General features: G+C 70.4%; 17 protein-coding genes and 2 pseudogenes. 8 read left to right on the plus strand and 11 right to left on the minus strand.

Translation table 11 applies throughout. The features are described 5' to 3' along the window. Nucleotides 1–275: 275 nt before the first annotated feature. Nucleotides 276–2546 carry an MMPL family transporter gene (locus ABS735_RS26555; protein WP_373903740.1) on the plus strand — a complete coding sequence of 757 codons (2271 nt, stop codon included), beginning with the start codon at nucleotides 276–278 and terminating at the stop codon, nucleotides 2544–2546. A 74-nt stretch (nucleotides 2547–2620) separates the two neighbouring features. Here ABS735_RS26555 and ABS735_RS26560 read toward each other — a convergent pair whose 3' ends face one another. From ABS735_RS26560 to ABS735_RS26580, 5 genes are all read right to left on the minus strand, one after another. Continuing rightward, nucleotides 2621–3874, minus strand: coding sequence for a glycosyltransferase (locus ABS735_RS26560; protein ID WP_373903739.1), 1254 nt, complete (start codon nucleotides 3872–3874; stop codon nucleotides 2621–2623). After that, the gene (gene erm(O), locus ABS735_RS26565; RefSeq protein WP_373903738.1) at nucleotides 3871–4650 is read right to left on the minus strand and encodes a 23S rRNA (adenine(2058)-N(6))-methyltransferase Erm(O); all 780 of its coding nucleotides are present in this window, start codon (nucleotides 4648–4650) and stop codon (nucleotides 3871–3873) included. The genes ABS735_RS26560 and erm(O) overlap by 4 nt, the downstream gene beginning before the upstream one ends. Nucleotides 4651–5035: 385 nt before the next feature. Continuing rightward, nucleotides 5036–6325: an ABC transporter substrate-binding protein gene (locus ABS735_RS26570; RefSeq protein WP_373903737.1), complete on the minus strand. Its 1290-nt coding sequence runs from the start codon at nucleotides 6323–6325 to the stop codon at nucleotides 5036–5038. Beyond that, a complete protein-coding gene (locus tag ABS735_RS26575) occupies nucleotides 6325–7158 on the minus strand; it encodes a carbohydrate ABC transporter permease (RefSeq protein WP_373903736.1) in 834 nt (277 codons plus the stop codon). The genes ABS735_RS26570 and ABS735_RS26575 overlap by 1 nt, the downstream gene beginning before the upstream one ends. After that, complete coding sequence (locus ABS735_RS26580) at nucleotides 7155–8102, minus strand: carbohydrate ABC transporter permease (protein WP_373903735.1); 948 nt, start codon at nucleotides 8100–8102, stop codon at nucleotides 7155–7157. The genes ABS735_RS26575 and ABS735_RS26580 overlap by 4 nt, the downstream gene beginning before the upstream one ends. Nucleotides 8103–8254: 152 nt before the next feature. Between ABS735_RS26580 and ABS735_RS26585 the strand changes: the two genes are divergently transcribed. Further along, a complete protein-coding gene (locus ABS735_RS26585; protein ID WP_373903734.1) occupies nucleotides 8255–9121 on the plus strand; it encodes a phosphotransferase in 867 nt (288 codons plus the stop codon). Between the two features lie 29 nt (nucleotides 9122–9150). On the opposite strand, the pseudogene ABS735_RS26590 reads toward ABS735_RS26585, so the two are convergent. Beyond that, a pseudogene (locus ABS735_RS26590) lies at nucleotides 9151–9585 on the minus strand (3'-5' exonuclease family protein); the annotation flags it as partial. Nucleotides 9586–9650: 65 nt separating this feature from the next. Here ABS735_RS26590 and ABS735_RS26595 point away from each other — a divergent pair. From ABS735_RS26595 to ABS735_RS26605, 3 genes are all read left to right on the plus strand, one after another. After that, nucleotides 9651–11129, plus strand: a complete 1479-nt coding sequence (locus ABS735_RS26595) for a tyrosine-type recombinase/integrase (protein ID WP_373903733.1) — start codon at nucleotides 9651–9653, stop codon at nucleotides 11127–11129. Nucleotides 11130–11164: 35 nt separating this feature from the next. After that, complete coding sequence (locus tag ABS735_RS26600) at nucleotides 11165–12937, plus strand: hypothetical protein (protein ID WP_373903732.1); 1773 nt, start codon at nucleotides 11165–11167, stop codon at nucleotides 12935–12937. A 1000-nt stretch (nucleotides 12938–13937) separates the two neighbouring features. Continuing rightward, nucleotides 13938–14969, plus strand: a complete 1032-nt coding sequence (locus ABS735_RS26605; RefSeq protein WP_373903731.1) for a hypothetical protein — start codon at nucleotides 13938–13940, stop codon at nucleotides 14967–14969. A gap of 277 nt (nucleotides 14970–15246) precedes the next feature. On the opposite strand, the gene ABS735_RS26610 is transcribed toward ABS735_RS26605, so the two are convergent. Further along, the gene (locus ABS735_RS26610) at nucleotides 15247–15420 is read right to left on the minus strand and encodes a hypothetical protein (protein ID WP_476755852.1); all 174 of its coding nucleotides are present in this window, start codon (nucleotides 15418–15420) and stop codon (nucleotides 15247–15249) included. A gap of 92 nt (nucleotides 15421–15512) precedes the next feature. Here ABS735_RS26610 and ABS735_RS26615 point away from each other — a divergent pair, with 92 nt between their 5' ends. After that, nucleotides 15513–17012: a S1 RNA-binding domain-containing protein gene (locus ABS735_RS26615; RefSeq protein ID WP_373903730.1), complete on the plus strand. Its 1500-nt coding sequence runs from the start codon at nucleotides 15513–15515 to the stop codon at nucleotides 17010–17012. A gap of 11 nt (nucleotides 17013–17023) precedes the next feature. On the opposite strand, the gene ABS735_RS26620 is transcribed toward ABS735_RS26615, so the two are convergent. The 3 genes and pseudogenes from ABS735_RS26620 to ABS735_RS26630 all read right to left on the minus strand — a co-directional run bounded on the left by ABS735_RS26620 (nucleotide 17024) and on the right by ABS735_RS26630 (nucleotide 19525). Next, nucleotides 17024–17737 carry an exonuclease domain-containing protein gene (locus tag ABS735_RS26620; RefSeq protein WP_373903729.1) on the minus strand — a complete coding sequence of 238 codons (714 nt, stop codon included), beginning with the start codon at nucleotides 17735–17737 and terminating at the stop codon, nucleotides 17024–17026. Nucleotides 17738–17823: 86 nt separating this feature from the next. Further along, nucleotides 17824–18129: pseudogene (locus ABS735_RS26625) on the minus strand (exonuclease domain-containing protein); the annotation flags it as partial. 148 nt (nucleotides 18130–18277) lie between these two features. Continuing rightward, the gene (locus tag ABS735_RS26630) at nucleotides 18278–19525 is read right to left on the minus strand and encodes an SAV2148 family HEPN domain-containing protein (RefSeq protein ID WP_373903728.1); all 1248 of its coding nucleotides are present in this window, start codon (nucleotides 19523–19525) and stop codon (nucleotides 18278–18280) included. A 365-nt stretch (nucleotides 19526–19890) separates the two neighbouring features. On the opposite strand from ABS735_RS26630, the gene glgX reads away from it, so the two are divergent. Then, nucleotides 19891–21999: a glycogen debranching protein GlgX gene (gene glgX / locus ABS735_RS26635; protein ID WP_373903727.1), complete on the plus strand. Its 2109-nt coding sequence runs from the start codon at nucleotides 19891–19893 to the stop codon at nucleotides 21997–21999. An 81-nt stretch (nucleotides 22000–22080) separates the two neighbouring features. After that, nucleotides 22081–24525 (plus strand): malto-oligosyltrehalose synthase, encoded by a 2445-nt coding sequence (treY, locus tag ABS735_RS26640; protein ID WP_373903726.1) that lies wholly within the window; start codon nucleotides 22081–22083, stop codon nucleotides 24523–24525. A 15-nt stretch (nucleotides 24526–24540) separates the two neighbouring features. On the opposite strand, the gene ABS735_RS26645 is transcribed toward treY, so the two are convergent. Further along, on the minus strand, nucleotides 24541–25866 hold the full coding sequence (locus ABS735_RS26645; RefSeq protein WP_373903725.1) for a M14 family zinc carboxypeptidase: 1326 nt from the start codon (nucleotides 25864–25866) through the stop codon (nucleotides 24541–24543). Nucleotides 25867–25963 lie beyond the last annotated feature (97 nt).

Consider the following 25963-nt stretch of genomic DNA (forward strand, 5'->3'; position numbering starts at 1 on the left):
ATCAACAACTCTTCGAAAGAGCCCCGTCGCGGCCCCGGTGCGGCCCGGTGCCGCTCCGACGTGGCCCCGGCCCCTGATCCAACACCCTTGGCGTTCCCGGTAGATGTAAGGGGCCGGGATCCTCCTCAGCGGTGAGTGCGGCGATACGGAGGGATGAGAGCGACGCCGCCGCACGTCACCGGAGAGCACGACGCGACGGCCTTACGCGGGCCATACCTTCGAAACGAAAGGTGGCGGCAGGGGGCCGGCACCGCTCATGAGGGGGCAGGCCGGTCATGCGGAACCGAGAGACACGGGTGCGGGGCATAGCCGCCCGGGCGGGCGGCTGGAGTGCCCGGCACCGATGGGCCGCCGTCGGGATCTGGGTGCTGTTCGTCGTCCTGGCGATGGGGCTCGGTTCGGCGGCCGGCCGGGTCGACGTCAAGGACAGCGACCAGATGGGCGGCGAGACGCACACCGCCGCCAGGATCGTCGAGGACGCCGGGATCGACGAGCCGGCCGGCGAGACCGTCCTGGTCCAGGCGAAGGACGACAGTGTCAAGGCAACGGACGCGGAGTTCCGGGCCGCCGTCGGCGCGGTCGTCACGGCGGTGGAGGGGACCGGGAAGGTCACGGGCGTGACCTCGCCGTACGACGCGAAGACGATCTCGAAGGACGGCCGCAGCGCGCTGGTGCAGTTCGACATGCGCGGCGAGGCGGACACCGCGGGCGAGCGGGTCGAGCCGGTGCTGAAGGCGGTCGAGGGCGTCCAGAAGGAGCACGAGGCGCTGCGGATCGAGGAGATCGGCGGCGCCAGCATGATGAAGACGTTCGACGACGCGTTCGGCGACGACTTCAAGAAGGCCGAGTACTCGGCGGTGCCGGTCGCGCTGGGCATCCTGCTCGTCGCGTTCGGCGCGCTGGTCGCGGCGCTGGTCCCGGTGGCGCTGGCGATCACCGCGATCGTCGCGACGATGGGCCTGATGGGTCTGGTCAGCCACTTCCAGCCGATGAGCGAGACCGCGAACTCCGTGATGCTGCTGGTCGGTCTGGCCGTCGGCGTCGACTACTGCCTGTTCTACCTGCGCCGCGAGCGCGAGGAGCGGGCCGCCGGACGGGACGCGCAGACGGCGCTCAGGATCGCCGCCGCCACCAGTGGCCGGGCGATCGTCGTCTCCGGCGTCACGGTGTGCGTGGCCATGGCGGGCATGCTGTTCACCGGCATCGCCGAGTTCGAGGCGATGGGTCTGGCCTCGCTGATGGTGGTCGCGGTCGCCATGGTCGGCTCCGTGACGGTGCTGCCGGCGCTGCTGTCCCTGCTGGGCGAGCGGGTGGAGAAGGGCCGCGTGCCGTTCCTGCGCCGGCGCCGGCCGAGCGGCTCCGCGGGTGAGGGCAGCCGGTTCTGGACGGCCGTGCTGAAGCGCGTACTGGCCAAGCCGCTGCTCGCCGCCGTGGTCGCCGTCGGCGCGCTGCTGGCCGTCGCCGCGCCCGCCCTCGGCATGAAGACGCAGAACCTCACGCTGGACCAGGAGTTCGGCGACTCGCTGCCCATCGTGCAGACGTACAACCGGGTCAACGAGGCCTTCCCCGGCGGTTCCGACCCGGCCGAGATGGTCGTGAAGGCCGACGACATCAACGCGCCCGAGGTGCGGTCCGCGCTCGCCGACTTCCGGGAGCGGGCGATCAGTTCGGGTGCCTCGCGCGGCCCGGTGGACATCACGATGCACGACGAGCAGAACGTCGCGCTGGTGTACGTCCCGCTGGTGGGCGGTTCCGACCAGGACAAGGCGGGCGAGAGCCTGGACAAGCTGCGGCACGACGTGCGGCCGGCGACGCTGGGCAGGGTCGACGGCGTCGAGGCCCCGATCACCGGTCAGGTGGCCGGCAACAAGGACTTCAACGACCAGCTCGTCGGGTCGGTCCTGCCGGTCTTCGCGTTCGTCGTGGTCTTCGCCTTCCTGCTGATGCTGCTGTCCTTCCGCTCGCTGACGGTCGCGATCACGTCGATCGTGCTCAACCTGCTGTCGGTGGGCGCGGCGTACGGCATCCTGGTCGCCGTCTTCCAGCACGGCTGGGGCGCCTCGCTGGTGGGCGCGGAGGGCGTGGGCGCCATCGTCACCTGGCTGCCGCTGTTCCTCTTCGTCATCCTGTTCGGCCTGTCGATGGACTACCACGTGTTCGTGGTCTCCCGGATCCGCGAGGCGCGGCTGCGCGGGCGCTCCACCCGGGACGCGATCCAGCACGGCGTGGTCACCACGGCGGGGGTCGTCACCAGCGCCGCCGTCATCATGGTCGCGGTGTTCGCCATCTTCGGAACGCTGTCCATGCAGTCGATGAAGCAGATGGGCGTGGGCCTGGCGGCGGCGGTCCTGATCGACGCGACGGTCATCCGGGGTGTCCTGCTGCCTGCCGTGATGTCCCTGCTCGGCGAGCGCAACTGGTACCTGCCGAAGTGGCTCCACCGGCTGCCGGACCTCACCCACGACGAGTCGCCCGAGGCGATCGCGCCGGCGGTCCGGGACGGCGAGGGCGAGCGCGGGGAGCGGGGCGAGCCGGTCGGGGTCTGACCGGCACGCCACCACGGCCGAAGGGCCCGTCGGTTCCGGGGGAACCGACGGGCCCTTCGCCGTGCTGTGCCGGGTCAGGCGCGCGCGGCCGCCAGCTCCGCCTCGATGAGGTCGGCGGCCCGCCGGGTGCCGCCCTCCTGGGCCATCTGCGCCTGGATCTCCTCCAGGCGCGCCGCCGCCTCCGGGTCGTCGACCAGGGCGAGGGCGGCGGTGCGCAGCGCCTCGGCGGTGGCCTCCTCGGTCAGGAGCTTGCGGGCGACACCGAGGCCCTGGAGCATGTCGGCGTTGCCGAACTGGTCCGCGGCCTGCGGTACGGCGATCATCGGCGTGGCGGTCGCCAGGCCCTCCTGGCTGCCGCCGGCACCCGCGTGGGTGACGAACAGGTCGGCCTGCTGGAGGATCGCCAACTGCGGGACCCACGTGCGCACTTCCACGTTGTCCGGTACGTCGCCCAGCTCGGCGGTGTCGACGTGCCGGCCGATCTGGAGCACCACGTGCCAGCCGGGCAGCTCGCCGAAGGCCCTGACGCACTCCCGGTAGAACGCCGGCTGCTTGGTGAAGGCGGAGCCGAGCGAGACCAGGACGACCTTCTCCGCGCCCTCGGGACGCGTCCAGTCGCCCTCGGCGGTGCGGTCCCCCTGACAGGCGCCGACGAAGGTGTACGCCTTCTCGTCCACCCGGTCGGCGTTGGGCTGCAGCGCCTTGGGGATCAGCACCAGGGAGCGGTCGGGGCGGCCGACGAACGGATCGGGGTGGTCGGTGATCCCGTTCTCCTCCAGCCAGGCGTGGAAGCGGGCGTAATAGGCCTGGCCGCGCTCGGTCTTCAGCGGCTCCTCCCACATCGGCTCGCCGACCTCCTGCTCGTACCCCTCCCAGGCGACCATGCAGGGCGACAGGGAGATCACCGGCACGTCCCAGCGGCGGCCGAGGACACGGGCGGGGTAGGAGGCGATGTCGTGCAGGATCAGGTCCGGCTCGTCCCCCTCGTACGCCTCGGCGAGCTGCGGGAGCGCCTGGATCGCGTCGTCGAGGAACGGCTCCACGTTGTCCAGCAGGGTGCTCCCCCACGCCTCCGGGTCGGCGTCGGGGCCGGGCAGCGTGCTGTGCCAGAGCTTGGGTTCGGCGCCCGCCTCGGCGACCTTGTCCGCGAGGAGCGGCGGGATCGCGTACGTCACCCGGTGCCCTCGCGCCACGAGCTCGCGGATCACCTCCAGGCTGGGGTTCACGTGGCCGTAGGCGGCGATGGAGAACATGGCGATGTGCGCGGGACTGGTCATACCCGCACCGTACGCGAGACGATACGTCTCGTGCAACCGGTTTCGCTTCATGGGGCCAGCTCCTCGTGCAGCCGCAGCCACCGGTCGGGCGCGACCTCGCCGACCAGTACACCGGGATCGAGCGCCGCGGCCCGGAACGCCGCGTCGACCCGGCGCCGGGGGTGGACGCGGCGCAGGGAGGCGTGCAGCGAGCCGCCGACGCCCGAGAAGCCCAGCTCGACCAGGTCGGCCCAGCTGCGGCGGGCGGCGGCGGTGAGCAGCGGGGCGGGGCGGCGTTCGATGCGGAGGATGCCGGCGTCGACACGCGGCGCCGGACGGAAACGGAGGCGGCCCACCCGGCCCACCAGCCGCCATTCGTGGCGCGGCCAGGTCAGGACCGTGAGGAGGGTCCAGCGGCCGTAGTCGCCGGTGCGTTTGCGGGCGTACTCGAGCTGGGTGATGAGGGTGGCGTCGGTGAGACCGGGTGCGGTCAGGCACCAGTCGACGATGTCGGCGGTGCGCGAGAAGGGCACGTTCCCGGCGACCGAGAACGGCGTGCGCGGGGGCCGGGCCGCGAGGAAGTCACCGGCGACGACGTGGACGTGGGGGCTGCGCGCGAAACGGGCGCGGAGTCCCGGGACGAGCCGGGGGTCGATCTCGTAGGCGTGCAGCTCGCGGCTGCGGCGGGCGAGCGGCCCGGTGAGGGCGCCGTTGCCCGCACCCACTTCGAGCACGAGGGGAGGGCGTGAGCGGTCGGGGGCGGCGAGCCGGGCGACGTGCTCGGCGGTGGCGCGGTCGGCGAGGAAGTTCTGCGAGAGCGTGCGGGCACGCTGGGTGGGGCGGGCCATGGCCTGCGGTCCTTGTCTTCCGTGACAGGAGGGGAAAAGGGCAGCCGAAGGCCCTGACCGGAAGACGAAGGCAAAAGAGGATGCGGAGGCTCAGCCCCGCCGCGCACACGTCGGGCGTGTCGGACGCGTCGAGTGCGTCAGCGGCGGGGGGACCCCGGGCCGGTCAGGGCTCCGGGGCCACGACGCCTCCTGATGGAGTACGTGCAGCCCCGGCCGAGACCGGAGTTGAAGATCGCGTTGAAAGCTGCCACGGACGCGACGTTAGACGGGCGCCCGCCCGGCGGGCAACCGGTTTTCGCGCGGGCGGCCGTCGACGGGCTTTCCGCGGGCGACCATCGTCGGGCTTTCCGCGGGCGGCCGTCGACGGGCTTTCCGCGGGCGGCCGTCAGCGCTGGTAGCGGGCGAGTACGAGGTTTCCGTCCTCCTCGAGTCTGTGGCGCAGCTCGTCCATGCCGATCGCCCCGCTGTAGTACTCCTGGAGCGCCGGTGTCGCCACCTTGTCCTTCCACTCGGCATAGCCCCGTACGGACTGCGCGGGCGCCGAGCGCAGGTGCCCGGCGAGGGCGGTGCCGGTGGCCCAGCCGCGCTCGGCCGTGTGCAGGGCGGGGTCCTTCAGGGCCTGCTCGCCGGTGGGCAGCATCCAGTCGCCGAGCGCGAGGCGCACCATGTTGTCCGGCTGGAGGAGGAAGTCGACGAACGCGGCGGCTTCCTCCTTGTGCGGGCTGTCCTCGGCGATCGACAGGGTCTGCGGGCTGACGCCCTGGGCGAGCCCGTCGGCGCCGGACGGGGCGGGCAGCACCTGCCAGTCGAAGCCCTCGGGTGCCTGCTGCTCGATCTGCTGGCGGTAGGAGAAGCCGAGCGGCACCATCGCGTACTTGCCCGCGAAGAAGCCGGGCAGCGTGTCGGAGCCGCCGCTGCCCAGGGTGGTGGGCGAGGCGCTGTGGTCGGTGTCGACCTGGTCGTGGACGGTGCGGGGCACCACCTGGTCGCCCTCCTCGAAGCGGACGGTCACCTTGCCGTCGGCGCCGCGGTGGAAGAGCCGGCCGCCGGTGGACAGGGAGAGGTTGAGCGTGGCGGAGACGGGCTCCTTGAGCGGCCAGGCCACCCCGTACTTGCCGTCGCCGCTCAGCTCCTTCGTCACCTGCCGGAACTCCGGCCAGGTCCAGGGGTGTTGTGGCGTGGGGATCCGGACGCCCGACTTCTTCAGCAGGGTCGCGTTGGCGATCAGCACCCGCGGCTCCTGGAGGAACGGCACGCCGTAGACGCCGTCGCCGAAGGTGACCGTCTCCCAGCTGTGCCGCGGTATGTCCGACTTCAGCCGCGCGGGCAGCAGTTCGGTGAGGTCGGCGAGGTAGCCGCCGTAGGCGAAGTCGGCGAGGTCGTCGGAGGCGTCGTGGATGATGTCGGGCGCCTCGCCGCCCTCGAAGGAGGTGAGAAGCTGGTCGTGGACGCTGTCCCAGCTGCCCTGCACGTACTCGACGCGCACGTCGGGGTGGGTGGCGTTCCACTCCCGCACCAGTTCCTTGTTGGCCTTCACCGACTCGTCCTGCCAGGCCAGGGACTGGAAGCGGAGGGTGATCCGGCCGTCGTCCGCCCCGTCGCCGCCGGCCGAACAGCCCGCGAGCAGCAGGACGACACAGGCGAACAGGGTCACGATCCTCGTACGCGTCGGCATCAGCTCTTCACCGCCCCGGCGAGCATGCCGCCCGTGATCCGCCGCTGGATGAGCGCGAAGACCACCAGCGAGGGCAGCGTCGCGAGGAAGGCCGCCGCGGCGAGCGGTCCGAGGTCGGCGACGCCCTCGGCGCCGATGAAGTGGGTGAGGATCACGGGCAGGGTCTGTTTCTCCGGTGTCTTCAGCAGCACCAGCGCGAAGAAGAACTCGTTCCACGCGGTGATGAACGCGAACAGGGCCGTCGCCACGATCCCCGGCGCGAGCAGCGGCGCGGTCACCGACACGAGGGTCCGCAGCCGCCCGGCGCCGTCGACGGCGGCCGCCTCCTCCAGCTCGCGCGGCACGGCGCGGACGTATCCGGCGAGCATCCACAGCGCGAACGGCAGTGACCAGACCACGTACACCAGCACAAGGCCGGGAACGGAGTTGATCAGGCCGAGGTTCTTGAGGACCAGGAACAGCGGGATGATCAGCAGGACAAAGGGAAAGGCCTGGCTGACCACGACCCACCCGGTGGCCGCCTTGGCGAGCCGGCCGCGACGGCGGGCCATGACGTACGCCATCGGGGTCGCGATCAGCACCGCGATCACGGCGGCACCGAGCGCGGCGAGCAGGGAGTTGAGCCCGGCGTGCAGCAGCGGCTGCTCGTCGAAGGCCTGCCGGAAGTTGTCGAGGGTGGGGTCCTTCGGGATCCAGGTGGGATGCAGACTGGCCAGCTCGCGCGGCGGTTTGAACGCGATGGAGATCAGCCAGAGGAACGGGAAGGCCAGGAAGACCAGATACGCGAGCAGCGCCGCGTACTGGCCGGTGCGGGCCGCGGTCGAGGTCCTCACGCCTCGTCACCTCCCTTGGCCTCGCCCCGGAGCCGGCCGACGAGGAAGACGGCCAGCAGGAGCGAGATCACGGCGACCATGACGCAGCCCATCGCCGCGGCGTAGCCGAACTGTCCGTAGCGGAATGCCTCTTCGTAGGCGAAGAGCATGGGCAGCCGGGTGCGGCCGCCGGGGCCTCCGTTGGTCAGCACGTAGACCAGCGCGAAGGAGTTGAAGTTCCAGATGAGGTTGAGCGCGGTGATGGCGAGGGCGACGGGCCTCAGGGCGGGCCAGGTGACCGTGCGGAAGCGGCGCCAGGCTCCCGCGCCGTCCACCGCGGCCGCCTCGTGCAGTTCGCGCGGGGTGCTCTGCAGCCCGGCGAGCAGGGCGACCGTGGTCTGCGGCATGCCGGCCCAGACGCCGACGACGATCACGGCGGGCAGGGCGGTGCCGAGACCGCTGAGCCAGTCGTGGCCGTCGCCGAGGCCGAGGTCGCGCAGGGTCTCGTTGAGGATGCCCGCGTCCGCGTTGTAGACGAGCCGCCACATGATGCCGACGACGACCTCGGGCATCGCCCAGGGGATGATCGCCAGGGCACGGGCCAGCCAGCGCAGCCGGAGGTTCTGGTTGAGCAGCAGGGCGAGACCGAGCGCGAGCAGGAACTGCGGCACCGTCACCCCGACGGCCCACACCAGGCCGATCCGGAACGACTCCCAGAACAGCGTGTCGTGCAGCAGGTCCTGGAAGTTCAGGGCGCCGATCCACCGGGTGGGCTCCGTGCGGCCCGACTGGGCGTCGGTGAACGCCAGCAGGATGCCGTAGAGGAGCGGTCCCACGCTGAGGACCAGGATCGGGATCAGCGCGGGCAGTACCAGGAACCAGGCGCCGTGGTCCGGTCCGCCCCGTGGGGCGTCCGGGCCGGGCGCACGGCGCGCCGGTCTCCTCGACTCGGTCACCAATGTCACGTAATCAACCCCTTTGCACGGCTCGAACGGGCCTGGTCATGGTCGTGAAGTGACCGCGTCCCGTCAAGGGCCCGTGTACACCCTCCCACCTGTGCGAATGCGACACTGACCGACGGACGACGAGAACACCGAAGGCACGGAGGCGCGAGACGATGGACGAGGCACGGGCGCGGGAGGTGCTGGCCGCGGCTGAGGTGCTGCCCGGCCCGGTGCAGGAGGCACGGCTGCTGGCCCTCGGCGAGAACGCGGTGTTCGCCGCCGGCGACCTGGCGGTCAAGGTGGGCCGCGACGCCGAACTCCTCGCACGGGCGCGCCGGGAACTGGCCGTCGCGCTCTGGCTGGAGGAGGCGGGCGTGCCGGCGGTGCGGGCGGCCGCCCCGGCGGCGTCGATCGTCGACGGGCACCCGGTGACCGTGTGGCGGCGGCTGCCCGACGCGGTGCGGCCCACCGAGCCCCGGGACGTGGCCGCACTGCTCCGGCTCGTGCACGAACTGCCCCTCCCCTCCTCCTTCGAGCTGCCGCCCCGCGAGCTGCTGGGCGGTGTGGAACGCTGGCTGCGCCTGGCGGGCGACGTGATCGACCCCGCGGACGCCGCATATCTGCGCGAGCGCCGGGACGGCTTCGCGTCGGCCGCCGCCGCGCTCACCCCGCACCTGGCGCCGGGCCCCATCCACGGGGACGCGCTGCCGCGCAACGTGCACGTCGGTCCCGACGGGCCGGTCCTGATCGACCTGGAGACCTTCTCCGCCGACCTGCGCGAGCACGACCTCGTGGTGATGGCGCTGAGCCGGGACCGCTACGGGCTGCCCGCCGAGGCGTACGACGCCTTCACCGCGACCTACGGCTGGGACGTGCGCGAGTGGGACGGCTGTGCGGTGCTGCGCGGCGCCCGGGAGACCGCGAGCTGTGCGTGGGTGGCCCAGCACGCGCCGAGCAACCCGAAGGCGCTGGCCGAGTTCGAGCGCAGGGTGGCGTCGCTGCGGGACGAGGACCCCGAGGTGCGCTGGTACCCCTTCTGACTCGGCGCGGCCGATCCCGGAGAGGCGCCTCAGACCCGCTCGTCGGCCGGTTCCTCGGCCAACTCGCGCAGCGGCCAGGTCCCGTCGACGACGGCCGTGGCGTCGCCCTTGCGGCGCAGGAAGTTCTGGAAGTCCGCCGCCCACTCGGCGTACCACTCGATCTGACGGCGGTGCAGGTCCGCCGGGCCGAGGGCCGCGACCTTGGGGTGGCGGCCGGCTATCGCGCAGGCCAGCCGGGCCGCGGCGAGGGCGTCGGCCGTGGCGTCGTGGGCGGCGTCGAGCGGGACGCCGTACTCCCGGCAGACCGCTTCCAGGTTGCGCTTGCCCCTGCGGTAGCGGTCCACGGAGCGGTCGATGGTGTACGGGTCGATGACCGGGGCGGGGTCCAGGCCGCCCAGGCGCTCGCGCAGCGACGGCAGCCCGTGACGCCGCAGTTCGGCGGAGAGCAGGGTGAGGTCGAAGGCCTTATCCACGCACGACCGTGTCTCACGATCTCCCTCGTCGTTGATCGACCAGGGGGTGCGATCAGATGGAGATCTTCTTCACCGACCCGGGAGCACTGGAAGCGGCCGGGGTGACCGATGCGCAGAGGGCACTGGAGAGGCACGGGTTGCACGTCGGTGCGCCGTTCATCATCAGCGATGACGGCAGCTACGACGCACACCTGAACCGCTTCCTGTGGTCCTTGCCCACCCTCGGAGTGAGGTCGGCGAACTCCTGGCGGGCGTACGCTCTCGATCTGCTGACCTGGGGGCGGTTCCTCCACGAGCATCGCGGCAAGACCGTCTGGCAAGCCCACCGTGATGACGTGACGGCCTTCCACCGGGCTCGGCGTATCTCGCCCGACCCCACGCAGGCCATCTCGGCCTCCACCTGGAACCGATCCGTCGCGGCCCTGGACAAGTTCTACACCTGGGCGTCGGACGAGGGCCTGATCGAGCGGACGCCGTTCAAGTACTACGAGAGCTCACGGCGAGCAGAATCCGGTCGGCAAGTGCCCGTCCGTAACAACCGCGCGGTGGAGAAAGCCGCCAAGCGCGGGTCCGTCAAGTTCCTCTCCGTGCCCCGATATGCGGTTTTCCGCGACGTCGGACTGCGCGGTCAACAGCCGTCAGGAGCCGCCGATCCGTCCTTCCGTGGCCGTAACGCGGAACGCAACGTCGTCATGGCCGAGCTGCTGGTCACCACCGGCTTGCGCATCGAGGAGGCCGCGTCGCTCTGTTGGCCGGAACTTCCTGCCCCAGACCGCCAGGACGGAATGAAGAGCGTGCCGTTCGACCTAGCGCCACCGACCGCGAAACGGGACAAGGGGCGCAGGATCCTGCTGCCGAACCGGATCGTCGCGGCCATGGCCGATTACATGGAGATCGAGCGGTCCTTGGTGCTGGACCGCTGGAATGCCCGAGGCTGTCCACTGCCTGCCGATCCGGTGCTGGGGAGCCAACCCGACCGCCGGGGCGTACGGATGCAGACGAAGGACGGTCGGCTGCGGAGAGTTCCCTGGTCGCGTGTGCCGCCATCAATCCGGTCCCGGCTCTTCCTCATGGATGAGCAGGACCGTCCTATTGGCCCCGCGTGCGTATGGCTCGGGAATGAAGCACGACCTGTGTCTCTGTCCACCTGGGAATCCGTTTTCGTGCGCGCCTCGGAAAGGTGCAGAACGTACGGGGTCGACGTCACTGCGACGCCCCATGTGCTCAGGCACACCTTCGCAGTTCATCTGCTGTCGGCGCTGATCCACGAGCAGATCGGCTCGGTGCACAGGCATGAGATGGCCGACGGCGTGTACCGCCGGATCATCGGAGACCCCCTCGATCACCTGCGCCGGCTGCTGGGGCACTCCTCGATCACGACGACGTACATCTACCTCGACTGCACCGACCAGGCGCAGTCCTTGATCGACGGTGCGGTGGACGCCTGGACGTCCGAGGTAGCGGCCACGGCGGCTCAGGTCTCACAAGAAGATCAGCGGTCCGTGGCGCAGGTAGGCGGAGCGATCTCATGGTAGGGCGGGGACGGCATCGGGCCCGACTGAACGTTCAGGTGGAGCAGGCTGTTGATCCCACTCCCCCGACACTGGGGCTGCTGAAGATCGAAGTCACCTTCCCGGACAACCGAGCGGCCGTCGTGGACTGGACCCGGGAGCCTCAGCAGCGATTGCTGCGGGCCCTGGGCGCAGAACTGGCGGCTTCGTGTGCCGTGGGCCAGGGCACAGGGTCGCCGCATACGCTGCGGAATCGCGCCCGCTCATGTCGTGAATGGGCACGCTGGATCGCATCGACGGAGCACGCGGAACTACGCCTAGGCGATCTCCTCCCCCGCCACCTGGACGGGTTCGAGAGCCATCTACGCGAAAGGCATCCGGAGTCCTCAAGGACGCCCTACGCGCGTATCGCCGACATCGTATGGATCTTGCGGCGCCTGAGCGACAAGGAGGGAGGCTTGTCGGCTGCCATGGTCCGGCGGCTCGCCCATACCTCAGCAGGTCCGGTCGGCTCGTACGCCCCTCGCGACGCCTATTCGCCCGACATCGTCGAGCAGTTACGCGCTGCCGCGCGCTCCGACATCGACCACGCAGTTCGTCGACTGACGATGGAGGGCCCGACGCTCCTGGCACAGGGGCGGGAGCCTCGGGCGGCTGGATGGAGTTCCGACGCCAACGTGCTGTGGGAGATTCACCGGAGCCAAGGGCAGTTCACGCGTCAGGAACTGGCCGCCCGGGTCGGTCGGGCCCTGGCTGACGAACATTCTCCCGGCCGCCTGGCACCTCTCCTCTACCCAACCAGCCGCGACCTGTTCGCCCTGCTCCTTCTGTTCTGTCTCGAAAGCGGCATGGAGCTGGAGGCAGTCAGGGAACTGACCTCTGACTGCCTCAAGAACCCGAACCGCGGCTATGTGCAGGTCGAGTACCTCAAGCGCCGTCGGCATGGCCAGGAGTGGAACACGATCCGGGTCAGGGACGGCTCGTCCAACTCTCCGGGCGGGCTGCTGCGGCTGGCTCTTCGACTTACGGCCTCCGTCAGGGAGATCACCGGCTCATCGGCCTTGTGGCAGTTCCGGATGAAGGAAGGTGTCCTGGCCACAGGATTCAGCGCGAGTGCGGTGGCGCACTTGGCACGGAGCTTCGCTTCAACACATGGCCTCAGCGACGAGGGCCGCCCCGTTGAACTGCGCTTGTCCCGGCTGCGAAAGACCTACAAAGCGGCCGTGTACAAGGTCACTGGCGGGAGGATGTCGGCTTTCGTGCAGGGACATTCTCCCGATGTCGCCGCAGCGCATTACGCGAACATCCCCTCCCTGCGCGACCTCCACGAACAGGCCGTGGCAGACGGCTTGCAGGACGCGCTCGACGAGGCCCGCACTCCCTCGGTCCTCACACCGAAGGAGGAAGAACTGCTCATTCAAGCGCCTTCTGAGGCACCGCAGTTACTCGGAGTCGCTCCCCAGGAAGTCGAGTTACTCCTGTCCGGCGAATCCGATCTGTGGCTGTCGTCCTGCCGCAACTTCTTCGACTCGCCATTCGGTACCAAAGGAAAGGCGTGCCCGGTGTCGTTCTTCGGCTGCCTCAGCTGCGGAAACGCTGTCATCACCCGGAGGAAGCTTCCAGCCATCCTGGCATTTCTCAACCACATCGAGACCGAGCGGGCCAGAACGCCCGAAGTCGAGTGGACGGCACGTTTCGGCGGGGTCCGCCAACAGATCCTGCATCTGATCTTGCCAAGGTTCAGCGAGAGTGACGTCCTCAACGCCAAGGCGGTGGCCGAGTCCACCGAACCCCTCCTGTTCCTTCCCTCCAGCCTGTTCGGAGGCCACTGATGCTCGCGCAACCGCTCCCCCTTGGGCTCAACGCTGCCCGCCCCCGCGACACCGCACCCGTGCTGTCCGGACGCCCTCTCGTGGGCGACCCGTCCCTCACGCCACGTTTCGGAGACGACGTCTGGAACCTCGGTGTGGCTGGCTTTGCCGGGAACCGGTACGCCAGCGAGTTCCTGATCGACTTCAAGTCCCTCGGCCATCCCGTGCGACGCGAGGCCGCACGTGAGTTCCTCTTCTGGAGGCTCAACACTCGTCCGAGCCGTGGCCCACTGCCTTCCATCTCAACGGTGGCAGCGGAATGGTGGAACCTGCGGTGCTTCTTCCGGTTCCTCGACACCGAGCACGAAGGCCTACGCCTGGACGCGGTCACGCAACCGGTTCTCGACGCCTACCTCGCTCACTGCCGGGGCGAAGGGCTGCTCGCGAGCAGCGTTCGCCATCGGCTCCAGGTGATCTCACGCCTGCACCTCGCAGCACAGGCCGTCGTCACCGACGCATTGGTCATCAACCCGTGGAACGGCCGTCCCCTCACCCGGGTCATCGGCGTCGAACCGACGCGCAAGCATGAAAACGAGACCCCCCGCATCCCACCGAACGTGATCGGCCCATTGGTGCAGGCAGCGCTGTTCTATGTCCGCACCGCGGCAAAGGACATCATCAACGCACGTACCGAGCTCACGGAACTGGAAGCCTCCGCCGAAGACATCCACGGATTGTCCCTTAATCGCCTTGAGCACTATCTGCAGGGCCTTGCCGACGAAGGACGAGGAGTCCCCGTAGTGGACGGGGTCGGACGACAAGTACACCTGGCCGGTGCGCCGGCCTACACGTACGTCATGCGGAAGTCCGGAGCCGGCCGGGGAGTCGCCGGAGGCGTCTACGACGAGCGTATCGACCGAGCACTGGAACTCCTGGGCCCTGAGTCCGGCGGTATGGACACACCCATCGCTCCGCACCCCAGACCGGTCTCCCCTGGCGGGACAGATTCAGCCCCGCCGCCGTGCCTCACGAGGAACGACTTCTGCGAACCGCCTGTTACATCCTCATCGCCTATCTGTCCGGTATGCGCGACTCCGAGGTCAAGGAACTGCGGGACGGCTGTCACTTCACCGAGCGGAGTGCGGATGGTGTCGTCGTTCGCCACAAGGTGCGCTCGCAACTCGTCAAGGGTGGGCGTGGCACAGTGGAAAGCTGGGTGGTCATCGGGCCCGTCGCCGAAGCCATCAATATCCTTCAGCAACTACCCCACCGTGAGGCGCTGTTCTGCCGACCAGTCACTCGTGATCGGTATTCAACGGTCTCGGCCAACCGAATGAATGAGAACCTCAACAAGTTCCGAGCACACTGCACGCACATCGGGTTTCCCGTGCCCGACGTGGACGGGGAACCCTGGAACCTCACCACCCGCCAGTTCCGCAGAACCGTGGCTTGGCACATCGCCCACCGCCCCTACGGCACGGTCGCGGGAATGATCCAGTACAAACACCTCTCCGTGGCCATGTTCGAGGGATACGCCGGGACCTCGGCCTCGGGCTTCCGCGCGGAGGTCGCCGCCGAAGAAGCCATGGCGCGCTTGGCGGACGCCGTGGAGCGCTACGAGGACTTCAAAGCGGGTATCCGCTCCTCCGCACCGGGTGGGACACGGACTGACAACGAGTTCGCGCGCGTGCAGGAGGAACTGCAGGACTTCCCGGGACGGGTCGTCGATGAGCGTCGCCTTCACGCCATGCTGAAGACCTCCGCTCACACCCTGCACGTCGGGACTCTGAACGACTGCTACTACCAGCCCGAGACCGCGTTGTGCCGAACCGCCGGCGGCCCGGAGCAGCCCATGCTCAACAACTGCCGCCCGGATCGCTGCGGGAACTCGACCATCACGACCCGGCATCGCAACGGGTGGGAAGCAGCACGCGGAGACACCGAGCGCGCACTGGCCTTCGTGGGACTCTCCGATCTCCAGCGAACAGCTCTGCGAGAGCATCTCAACGAGGTCAGCAAAGTGATCGAGGGGATCGACCGTGTCAACGACTGACGCAACCGAAACAGCCCTCCGAGCGGCCTCCGAGCGCCTGCTCCGAGGAGAGTCCACGCGTAGCGACGGCTCCCTGACCGTCGCCTCCCTCGCAGTCGAGGCCGGGGTCAGCAGAGCGAGCGCCTACCGCCACCCTCATGTCCTGACGGAGTTCCGGACCCTCGTAGCCGATCGAGAAGAAGCAGCCACGCCCTCGGCCTCGCTCCGGCAGGAGGTCCAGACCCTGAAGTCAGCCGAGCGTCGGCTCCGCCAAGAGCACGCGCGCGAGGTGCGGGAGCTACGCTCCTCGATCAACGTCCTCGCACAGCAGGTTCAGCTCCTCACACTGGAGAACGAGCTTCTTTCCAAGGCAGCCGAACGAAGCGATCGCGTTACTCGCATTGATCGCCGCTGATCGATTCGCCCGATGCGGCACGGTATCCCGCTTGCAGAAGGTGATCTCGATGGCCATCCTCGAAGGCGGCGATGCGCCGGCCCCGCCCTACGCTCCCGATCACGAGATCGACCGCTGAGCGAGCATCGTCCACAACCACGGGGAGCAACGTGCCGCCTTTCGTCTACCGGATCACCAAGTACGACCCTGCCGACCGCGACGAGCACGGTAGCTACATCGGCGCTGAGGACTCGACCAGCGACCACGGACCGGTCGAGGCTGCCTATCTGCAAGCAATTGCCGCCTTCGCCGAGGACACCGGCATCGACCATCTGGCCATTCGTGAGCCGGGGATCTCCGGCCTTGCCCACTTCGGCTTGGAGCCGGCGATCGACGGCCACGGTCTTGCCGGGCTCTTCCCACCCGATCTCAGCGGGTTCCACGACGGTGCCGAGGTGTCCCTCTCCCATGGTCTGGAGTTGGTCAGGGTCATGCTCCGCGACAACGGTGCCTGGTGTCGTCTGGAGGTGGGGGACAAGTTCGTCGTGCAGGTCGGTTGGGACCAGTACGTCTACGTCAGCAGCGACAAGTCCTGCGAGCGCGCCATTGCCCACACCCGGGCTCTTGGTCTCTTCCCTGAGCAGTTGGACGCCTCGCCCTACGACGCGGACTTCGACGAGCCCGGCGTACAGCGACCTGCCGATGAGGACTTCTGGGCCCGTTTGCGCTGGTCCATCGCAAGTCGACAGGCAGCAATACTCGAGGAGGGGTACGTCGGCAACGCCTCCCGCTGGCACCGCCTCACGGAGAACACCCTCGACGCAGTACGCACGAGGCTCACCCCGCGCGCCAAGCTGACCGTCTGGCCGGACCTGTGCGCCGACGTCGATGCAGTTCTCGCCACGCTCCCCGCCGAAGGCCCGGTGGAACTTGTCTGGGAAGACGGGAGCGGGACGATCACCAGCACAATCGTCGACGAAACCGAGTACCAGGCACTGGCCGCCCGCATGACAGGTGCTCGGGCAGCTGCCGCGCTGGCCCTGGACGTCGGCTCGCGCCAGCCGCTGTTCACCGCCGTGCTGCCCGACAGTGACGGCGTCCTGCGGGCTCGGTGGAGGACTGACCAGACCCCCAGCGACCGCGACTGGGCTTTCCTGAAAACTCTCCACCGTGGGCAGATCGTCACCGGCGTGGTCACAGTGATCGCCGACTTCGGCGTCACCTTCGTCGACATCGGCGGCTTCACCGCGATGATCAACATTCCGGAGCTGTCCTGGAGACGCATCAATCACCCATCCGACGTCGTCACCGTCGGGCAGGAGATCTCAGCCGAAGTACTCGACGTCGACATGGTGAGAGAGCGCGTGCCGCTGTCCTTGAAGGCATTGCAGGCAGACCCGATGCCGCAGTTCATACAGCAGGTTGGCCAGGTAGTGACCGGTGTCGTGACCAACCTTGTGCCGTTCGGCGCCTTCGTCCGCATCGAAGACCGGGATGACGGCCTCGAAGGACTCGTGCACAACACCGAGCTGTCCGAGGAACCCGTCACCGGCCCCGAGGATGTGATCCAGGTCGGCGATCCTCTCATCGTGAAGATCCTCGACGTCGACCCCACCCGACGGCGAATAACCCTCTCCCACCTGCAGGCTCTCGCGCACGGAGGGTCTTGACCCAGCCCCGTCTATCGGCTGCGCGGGATGAGTGGCCAAGCCGCCTCGACGACCGCCGTCGGATTCGAAGTCCGCCGCAGGTATGCCTGCAGAGAGGCTGACTGCGCGGCCGCCGCACGGATCTGGAGGTCATGCAGGTCCGTCAAGGACATCGCCCCGACGGGCTGGTGCTTCTCGGCCATGCGGCGTACCACACGGGCGGCAGCCACCGCGTCCGCCCTCGCATCGTGCGCGTCCTCGAGCGACACACCGTAGTGCGCGCACAGCGCGTGCAAGGCACGTGTGCCCTTTCGATACTTGTCGACGTGCTTGTCGATCACCAACGGATCGATGACTGGTGAGGGCACGACGCCCAGTCGCTCACTGATCGACTCCAGCCCGTACCGCCGACACTCACGGTCCAGCAGTGACAGGTCGTAGCGCGCGTTCATCACGACCAGAGGGGTCCCTGAGCGCAGGACCTCGGCGACAGCCTCGGCGATTTCCTCGATTGCGGACGAAGCCGGGGTTCCGTGCGCGCGGGCGTGGTCCGTCGAGATGCCATGGATCGCCGAAGCCTGTTCAGGTATCGCAACCCCGGGATTGAGCAGCCAGGTCCGCTCCGCGGAGATGGCCCCGTCCGGCTCCAGCCGCACGACCGCCGCGGTGACGATGCGGTCGGTCTCGACGTCCGTACCCGTGGTCTCCAGGTCGAAGGCCACCAAGGCCCCCGTGATCCAGCTCATCGCTCGGCCCCCGCTCCGGCGTGAGCCGGAACGCGGCACTCTGCTACCGAATGAGACGCCTGAGACGCCGCTGAAGTGAGTGGATAAAAGGCCGCGTTGTAGGCGACGACCGGGACGCCGGCTTTCCAGTGGTCCGCGAGGACGCCGGCGATGGCGTCCGCGACCTGGTCGGCGGGGCGGCCCTCGCCGGCCGCGCGTTCGTTGCTGATGCCGTGGACCGCCACCGCGTCCGCGGGGATCTCCACGCCGGGGTCGGCCAGCCACTCCCGCCGGCCGAGCGGCTCCGAGCCCCTGACCTCGATCACGGCTCCCGTGACGATGCGCGCCTCGCGCGGATCGGTGCCCGTCGTCTCCAGGTCGAAGCCGATCAGCAGCTCCCGGTGCCAGCCCATGGGCGGTCCCCCTTCTTGGTGGTGCGTTCCCCCAGTGGTCTCCACCTTCCCACGGGCCACTGACAATCAGAGGATCGCATTCCGCTTATGCCCGCGCCGAGGCCGGGCCGGCCTTCCGGCCGGCCTCCGGCCGCTCCGGGTCCGGCGTTCACGACACCGGGCGCGAATCCGCCCACATCAGCTCGAACTCCTCACGGTAGGTGGGGAAGAGTCCGCCTTCGTCGAGCTGGTCCGACTTCACCACTTTTCCGCCGTTGCGTCCGTTGCGCAGGACGAGGACCGGTGCCTCCATGCCCCGCGTGCGGCGCAGGTAGGACTGCACGACCGCGATGCCGTCGGCGCCGTCCCCGTCGACGAGGTAGGCCGTGAAGCGGGGCGTCTCGTCGAAGACCTGGATCTCGAAGGCGCCGGGGTCCCGCAGCCGGGCGCGCACCCGGCGCATGTGCAGGATGTTCATCTCCACGGCGCGGCTCAGCTCGCCCCGCTTGATGCCCAGTTCGCGCTCGCGGCGCTTGATCGCGCTGGAGGCCGGGTTCAGGAAGAGCAGCCGCACCCGGCCGCCGGCCTCGGCCATCCGCAGCAGGCGACGGCCGGAGAAGTTCTGCACGAGCAGGTTGAGGCCGATACCGAGGGCGTCCACCCGGCGGGCGCTGCCGAACAGGTCCTCGGCCGGGAACTGGCGCAGCAGCCGCACCCGGTCCGAGTGCACGGCGACCACGTCGGCGTAGCGGTCCCCCACCAGGTCCTCCACGGCGTCCACCGGCAGCCGGCGCGCGGAGGGCACGTCGCTGCCCGCGCCGAGGACTTCGAGCAGCCGCGCGGACGCCCGTTCGGCCTGGTTCAGGACCGCCTCGGACAGGGCCCGGTTGCGGGAGACGACGTTGCGGGTGACCTCCAGCTCGTCCAGGGCCAGTTCGACGTCGCGGCGCTCGTCCACGTAGGGCTCGAAGCAGGGCCAGTGCTGCACCATCAGCTCGCGCAGCTGGGGCAGGGTCAGGAAGCTGAGGACGTTGTCGTCGGCCGGGTCGAGCAGATAGCCCTTGCGGCGGCTGACCTCGCGGACCGCGACGGCGCGCTGCACCCACTCCTGTCCGGCGGGTCCGGCGGCGGCGACCACCCAGTCGTCGCCGTGGACCGGTTCGTAGACCGGCCGCAGGACGGCGGCCACGACCGCGCGCAGCCGCTGCTCGACGAGGTTCAGCCAGATGTAGGCCCGGCCCGCCCGCTGCGCGCGGGTGCGCACCTCGTGCCAGGCATCGGCGTCCCAGTCCAGCTCCGGACCGATCGCGCCCGCGTTCATGGGCCGCGCCAGGGACACCGCACCGGGCGGGACGTCCGTGGAGTTCCCCTGATGACCGTCGTCACCAGGAGGCAGCTCCAGCCCTCCCGAGCCCACCCGAGTACCGCCTTCCGCTCCCCCGGTCACTGCCGGGGACACCCCGTCCCAACGATCAAGGAAGGGTACTCCGGGAGCGGTCCGCGGTGCAGCCCGATGGACGGGCCGGTTTTACCAACATCCTTGATCCACAAGCGTGTTCCGGTCGCCCTCACACCGGGGAGTGAGCGGATTCATAGCGGTGACGTGGGCCGGGTACGGCGGAGGGGGCCGGGCATCCCTCCTGCGCGCGGTCGGAGCAGAACGCCCATGGGTGGGTAGGAGGACGTACGTGCTAGGTGGTCGCCTCACTTTCGGGGAGACTTCCGGGGGACTCGGAGCCAAGGCGTCCGCACCGGCGCCCCACACCTGAAAGAGTCGTGTTCATGCAGGTCTGGCCTGGAGAGGCGTATCCACTGGGTGCCACGTACGACGGCGCCGGCACCAACTTCGCGGTCTTCACGGAGGCCGCCGACCGAGTAGAGCTGTGTCTGCTGCACGACGACGGCTCGGAGACGGCGATCGAGCTGCGGGAGAGCGACGCGTTCGTGCGGCACGCGTACGTGCCGGGCGTGATGCCGGGGCAGCGGTACGGGTACCGCGTGCACGGCCCGTACGCCCCGGAGCGCGGGCTGCGCTGCAACAGCGCCAAGCTGCTCCTCGATCCGTACGCGCGTGCGATCAGCGGGGAGGTCCAGTGGGGCGAGGAGGTGTACGGCTACCACTTCGGCGCACCCGAACGGCGCAACGACCTCGACTCGGCCCCGCACACGATGACGTCGGTCGTGGTCAACCCGTACTTCGACTGGGGCGACGACCGCCGCCCCCGGACGGAGTACCACCACACGGTGATCTACGAGGCCCACGTGAAGGGCCTGACCATGCGGCACCCGGGCCTCCCTGAGGAGCTGCGCGGCACCTACGCGGCCCTCGCGCACCCGGCGCTCATCGAGCACCTCACGGGGCTCGGGGTGACCGCGCTGGAGCTGATGCCGGTCCATCAGTTCGTCAACGACCACCGGCTGGTGGACATGGGCCTGAGCAACTACTGGGGCTACAACACGGTCGGCTTCTTCGCCCCGCACAACGCGTACGCCTCCTGGGGCGACCGCGGCCAGCAGGTGCTGGAGTTCAAGTCGGCGGTCAAGGCGCTGCACGAGGCCGGGATCGAGGTGATCCTGGACGTGGTCTACAACCACACGGCCGAGGGCAACCACCTGGGCCCGACCCTGTCCTTCAAGGGCCTCGACAACCCCTCGTACTACCGGCTGACCGACGACCCCCGCTACTACATGGACACCACGGGGACCGGCAACTCGCTGCTCATGCGGTCCCCGCACGTACTGCAGATGATCATGGACTCCTTGCGGTACTGGGTCACCGAGATGCACGTCGACGGGTTCCGTTTCGACCTCGCGGCCACCCTGGCCCGGCAGTTCCACGAGGTGGACCGGCTGTCGTCGTTCTTCGACCTGGTGCAGCAGGACCCCGTGGTCTCCCAGGTGAAGCTGATCGCCGAGCCGTGGGACGTGGGCGAGGGCGGCTACCAGGTCGGCAACTTCCCGCCGCTGTGGACCGAGTGGAACGGCAAGTACCGGGACACGGTGCGGGACCTGTGGCGCGGCGAGCCGCGCACGCTGGCGGAGTTCGCGTCCCGGCTGACCGGGTCGTCCGACCTCTACCAGGACGACGGGCGCCGCCCGCTGGCCTCGATCAACTTCGTGACCTGCCACGACGGCTTCACCCTGCACGACATGGTGGCCTACAACGACAAGCACAACCACGCCAACGGCGAGGACAACCGGGACGGCGAGAGCCACAACCGCTCCTGGAACTGCGGCGTCGAGGGCGACACCGACGACCCGGCGGTGCTGGAGCTGCGGGCGCGCCAGATGCGGAACTTCATGGCGACCCTGCTGCTCTCCCAGGGCGTCCCGATGATCAGCCACGGCGACGAGTTCGCCCGCACCCAGCGGGGCAACAACAACGCCTACTGCCAGGACAACGAGCTGGCGTGGGTGGCGTGGCCCGACGACGACCACGAGCTGCTGCGCTTCACCCGCGCGATGGTGTGGCTGCGCAAGGACCACCCGGTCTTGCGCAGGCGCCGCTTCTTCCACGGGCGCCCCGTGCAGGGCACGCACGACGAGCTGTCCGACATCGCCTGGTTCACCCCGGAGGGCGCGGAGATGACCCAGCGGGACTGGAACTCGGCGCGGGCCTCCGCGCTCACGGTGTTCCTGAACGGCAACGCGATCTCCGAGCCGGGCGCCCGCGGGGAACGCATCGCCGACGACTCGTTCCTGCTGATGTTCAACGCCTCGCCGAAGCCGCTGGACTTCGTGGTGCCGGTCGACCACGGCCGGCAGTGGGAGGTGGTCGTCGACACCGCCCTGGCGGAAGGGGTGCCCGCGGGCACGGGTCCGAAGGTGCAGGCCGGGGACCGGCTGACCCTGCTCGACCGGAGTATGACGGTGCTGCAGCGCCCCGTGTAGGGACCGGTCCCGGACCGGCCCCCTACACCCGTGCAGGGGGCCGGTGACAGGAAAGGCGGCGGGGCGGGTACGTAGGTTTCCATGACACCTGAGCGACCCGACCCGGTGCCGTCCCCGGCCTCCCCCGTCTCCGCCGCCGCCCACTCCTCCTCGTCCCCTTCGGCCACCTACCGGCTCCAGCTCCAGCCGGCCTTTCCCTTCGAGGCCGCGGCGGCGGCCGTGCCGTACCTGGCCTCGCTCGGCGTGTCGCACCTGCATCTGTCTCCCGTCCTGGAGGCGGTCCCGGGTTCGCCGCACGGCTACGACGTCGTCGACCACGCGCGCGTGCGCGCCGAACTGGGCGGCGAGGAAGGGCTGCGGGCGTTGTCGCGCACCGCGCGGGAGCACGGTCTGGGCCTGGTGGTGGACATCGTGCCCAACCACATGGCGATGTCGCCGCGCCACAACCGCGCCCTGTGGGAGGTGCTGCGCAGGGGGCCCGAGTCGCCGTACGCGCGGTGGTTCGACATCGACTGGCAGGCGCAGGGCGGGCGGCTGCTGCTGCCGGTGCTGGGCGCCCCGGTCGGCGAGGTGCTGGGCGACCTCCGGGTCGACGGCGACGTCCTGCGCTACCACGAGCACGCCTTCCCACTGCGGGACGGCACCGCGGACCTGCCGCTGCCTCGGCTGCTGGACGCGCAGTGGTACCGCCCGGTGTGGTGGCGGCTGGCCCGCACCGAGCTGAACTACCGCCGCTTCTTCAGCATCTCCGAGCTGATCGGCGTCCGCGTGGAGGACCCGGAGGTGTTCGAGGCCACCCACGCCACGGTCCTGCGGCTGCTGCACGAGGGCGTGATCGACGGACTGCGCGTCGACCACCCGGACGGCCTCGCCGACCCCGACGCGTACCTGGAGCGGCTGCACCAGGCCAGTGGCGGACGGTGGACCGTGGTGGAGAAGATCCTCGCGGACGGCGAACGGCTGCCCGCCGCCTGGCCCGTCGCCGGCACCACGGGTTACGACGCCCTGCGGCACGTCGACGGGCTCTTCACGGACCCCGCCGGATACGGGCAACTGCTGGGGCGGTACCGCGGGTTCGCCGCCCCGCAGGCGGACCGGGGCGGGGACTGGGCGGCGACGGTGCGGTGCGCGGCGTACGAGGTGCTCACGCACGAGCTGGCCACCGAGATGGACCGGCTGACCCGGGTGGCGCACCGCCTGTGCGTCGCCGCGCCGGATCCCGTCCTGCGCGACCGGGCGCCCTGGGCGCTGCGCACGGCGCTGCGGGAACTGCTGGTCCGCATGGAGGTGTACCGGCCGTACACGTCGGTGGACGCGGCGACGGTCGTCACCGAGGAGGCGGCGGCCGAGGCACGCCTCGCCTTCGCGGTGCCCGAGGAGGCCGGCGCCGTCGAGGTCGTACGGGGCCTGGTGCTGGGGCGGTACGGGGACGGTCCCGACCACGTGGAGTTCCGGACGCGGTTCGCGCAGACCGCGTCCGCGCTGCGCGCCAAGTCCGTCGAGGACACGGCCTTCTACCGCTACGTGCCGCTGCTGTCGGCGACGGAGGTGGGCGGCGACCCCGGCCGGCCGGCCGTGTCTCCGGAGGAGTTCCACGGCTACTGCGCGCGCGTGCAGCGCGACTGGCCCGCCACGGGCACGGTGGTCTCGACCCACGACACCAAGCGCAGCGCCGACGTGCGCGCCGCGCTGGCGGTGCTCACCCAGTGCCCCGCGCGGTGGGCGGACGCCCTGACGGAGGTCACGGAGACCGCGGAGGTCCCCCGCACGGGCGAGGGTCTGCCGGACGGGCAGGCGGCGTGGGCGGCCTGGCAGACGGTGTTCGGACTGGGCCCGGCGGACGAGGAACGCGTGCGGGAGGCACTGCTGAAGCACGTGCGCGAGGCGGGGATGCACACCAGCTGGACGGAGCAGGAGCCCTTCTACGAGAAGGCGGTGGCCCGGTTCGTGGCATCGGGGCCGTGCGGCGCGCCGGGCGGCCGGGTGGCCGCCCTCCGCAGGGCGCTCGAGCCGCACATCCGGGCCAACGTCCTCGGCACGGCCCTGGTCCACCTGACGATGCCGGGCGTGCCGGACCTCTACCAGGGCACCGAGCACGAGTACCTGGCGCTGGTGGACCCGGACAACCGCCGCGCGGTGGACTTCCCCACCGCCGGGGCCGAGGGCGAGGGCGGGGGCGCCGGGGAGAAGGCGGCGGTGACGCGGGCGGCGCTGGCGCTGCGGGCACGGCGGCCCGGCGCCTTCGGCGACGCGGCGACGTACGAGCCACTGCCCGCCGAGGGCCCGGCGGCGGCGCACTGCGTGGCGTTCGCCCGCTCCGGTGAGGCCGTGACGGCCGTGACCCGGCTGTCGCTGCGGCTGGCGGAAGCGGGAGGCTGGCGCGGCACGACGCTGCCGCTGCCGCCGGGCCGGTGGGCCGACGCGCTGGCGCCGGGGCGGGAATTCGCGGGGCACGCGCGCGTGGAGGACCTCTTCGCCGACACGCCGGTGGCGCTGCTGGAGCGGGTGGAGGGAGCGGAGGACTGACGGAGGCCGGGGGTGTCAGTCCCGGTGCATGGGCACCGTGGCCTCGGTCCCCCGGCAGGGCTCGCCCGAACGGGAGCCCGCGCCGGAACGCCGCCCGGCCAGTTCGAACGCGGCGAGTACGACCCGTGTCTGGTACTCCACCTGACGCCCGACCGGAATCCAGTGCGCCGCGCAGCCGTCGCGGTAGTCGGCGCAGCCCTCGTCGACGAGCCGGTCCAGCTCGGGCAGGACACCCGCCGGGTCACCCCCGGTACGGGTGACCAGCTGGTGCAGCAGCCCCGCGGTCCGCAGGGACAGGCGCCGTCCGGCCAGCCGCAGCGCGACGAGGTGGGACGTGTTCATCGGCGGCAGTGAGCGGCCCGTGCCGTCGTCGGTGTCGGGGTCCCACGCGTCGGCGAGCCGGGGACAGACCAGCAGGTAGTCGTCGACCGGTGCGAGCAGGTGCGCCGCCTCCGGTACCGCGGCGAGGTGGGGCCTGAGGCGGGCGAGGACGCGGTGCAGGCGCCGGGTGTCGTGGCGCAGGGTGCGGCTCACGGTGCGCAGCACCGTGTCGCGGTCGACCGGGGGCGAGCCGTCCGCCACGGCCGCCACGCCCCACATGGGCGCCTCGACGACCGCGGTGACGGTGCCGTAGCGGCGCGGGTGGCACCACGTCGAGTCGACGGCGGCCTCGGTGATGGCGGCGGTGAAGTCGCCGCGGCGGGGCGGCGGGATGCGGTAGACGGCGGGTCCCAGGTCGGGCCAGTACAGGGTGTCGTAGGCGCCGAGTTCGCGGGGTATGCCGAGCCGGGCGGCGGTGTGGGAGACGCGCTGGGCGAGGCCCGGCAGGTCGTCGGTCAGCTCGACGAAGCCGCCGCCGACGTCCACGCCGTGCAGGGAGCACTGCAGGAAGGGCCGCAGCTCCTCCTGGAGTGCGAGCAGGGTGCGGGTCTCCGGCAGCGTGGCGCGGTCCGGGCCGTCGGGCAGCCACTCGGGCTGCTCCAGGAAGCCGGGCCGGAAGAAGTTCCGGGCGTAGCGGCCGAGGGTGTAGGGGCCGGTCAGCCAGCCCTCGTTGCGGCGCAGCCCGTCGGGGTCGACGCACAGCAGCAGGTTCCAGGTGGCGTCGGCGCCCTCGGTGAGCCGGGGGTCGGCCACGGCCCGCTCGGCCAGCCGCAGGGTGGTGGCGCCGCCCACGGGTTCGTTCGCGTGGGGTCCGGCGACGACGAGGACCTGGCGGCTGCCGTGGCCGACGGAGAGCAGCAGCAGCGGGTGGCCCGCGCGGGAGGTGCCGACACGGCGCAGCCGGGCGTGCCGGGGATGCCGGGCGACGAATGCGGCGGCCCGGGCCTCCAGCTCGTCCACGGTCGGGTAGCGCAGGAGGGGCGGCAGGGCACACCTCCACGAAGCGGGCCGTCGGTTCACCTGGTGTGCGCGGTGTACGCACAGTCAGTCACGAGTT

The organism is Streptomyces sp. MMCC 100, assembly GCF_041538145.2.
In the GTDB taxonomy this organism is placed as follows: Bacteria; Actinomycetota; Actinomycetes; order Streptomycetales; family Streptomycetaceae; genus Streptomyces.

Coding starts and splice junctions, on each gene's coding strand:
- ABS735_RS26555 (WP_373903740.1), top strand. CDS start 276: ATGCGGAACCGAGAGACACGGGTGCGGGGCATAGCCGCCCGGGCGGGC.
- ABS735_RS26560 (WP_373903739.1), bottom strand. CDS start 3,874: ATGAAGCGAAACCGGTTGCACGAGACGTATCGTCTCGCGTACGGTGCG.
- ABS735_RS26570 (WP_373903737.1), bottom strand. CDS start 6,325: ATGCCGACGCGTACGAGGATCGTGACCCTGTTCGCCTGTGTCGTCCTG.
- ABS735_RS26585 (WP_373903734.1), top strand. CDS start 8,255: ATGGACGAGGCACGGGCGCGGGAGGTGCTGGCCGCGGCTGAGGTGCTG.
- ABS735_RS26595 (WP_373903733.1), top strand. CDS start 9,651: ATGGAGATCTTCTTCACCGACCCGGGAGCACTGGAAGCGGCCGGGGTG.
- ABS735_RS26610 (WP_476755852.1), bottom strand. CDS start 15,420: ATGGCCATCGAGATCACCTTCTGCAAGCGGGATACCGTGCCGCATCGG.
- ABS735_RS26620 (WP_373903729.1), bottom strand. CDS start 17,737: ATGAGCTGGATCACGGGGGCCTTGGTGGCCTTCGACCTGGAGACCACG.
- glgX (WP_373903727.1), top strand. CDS start 19,891: ATGCAGGTCTGGCCTGGAGAGGCGTATCCACTGGGTGCCACGTACGAC.
- treY (WP_373903726.1), top strand. CDS start 22,081: ATGACACCTGAGCGACCCGACCCGGTGCCGTCCCCGGCCTCCCCCGTC.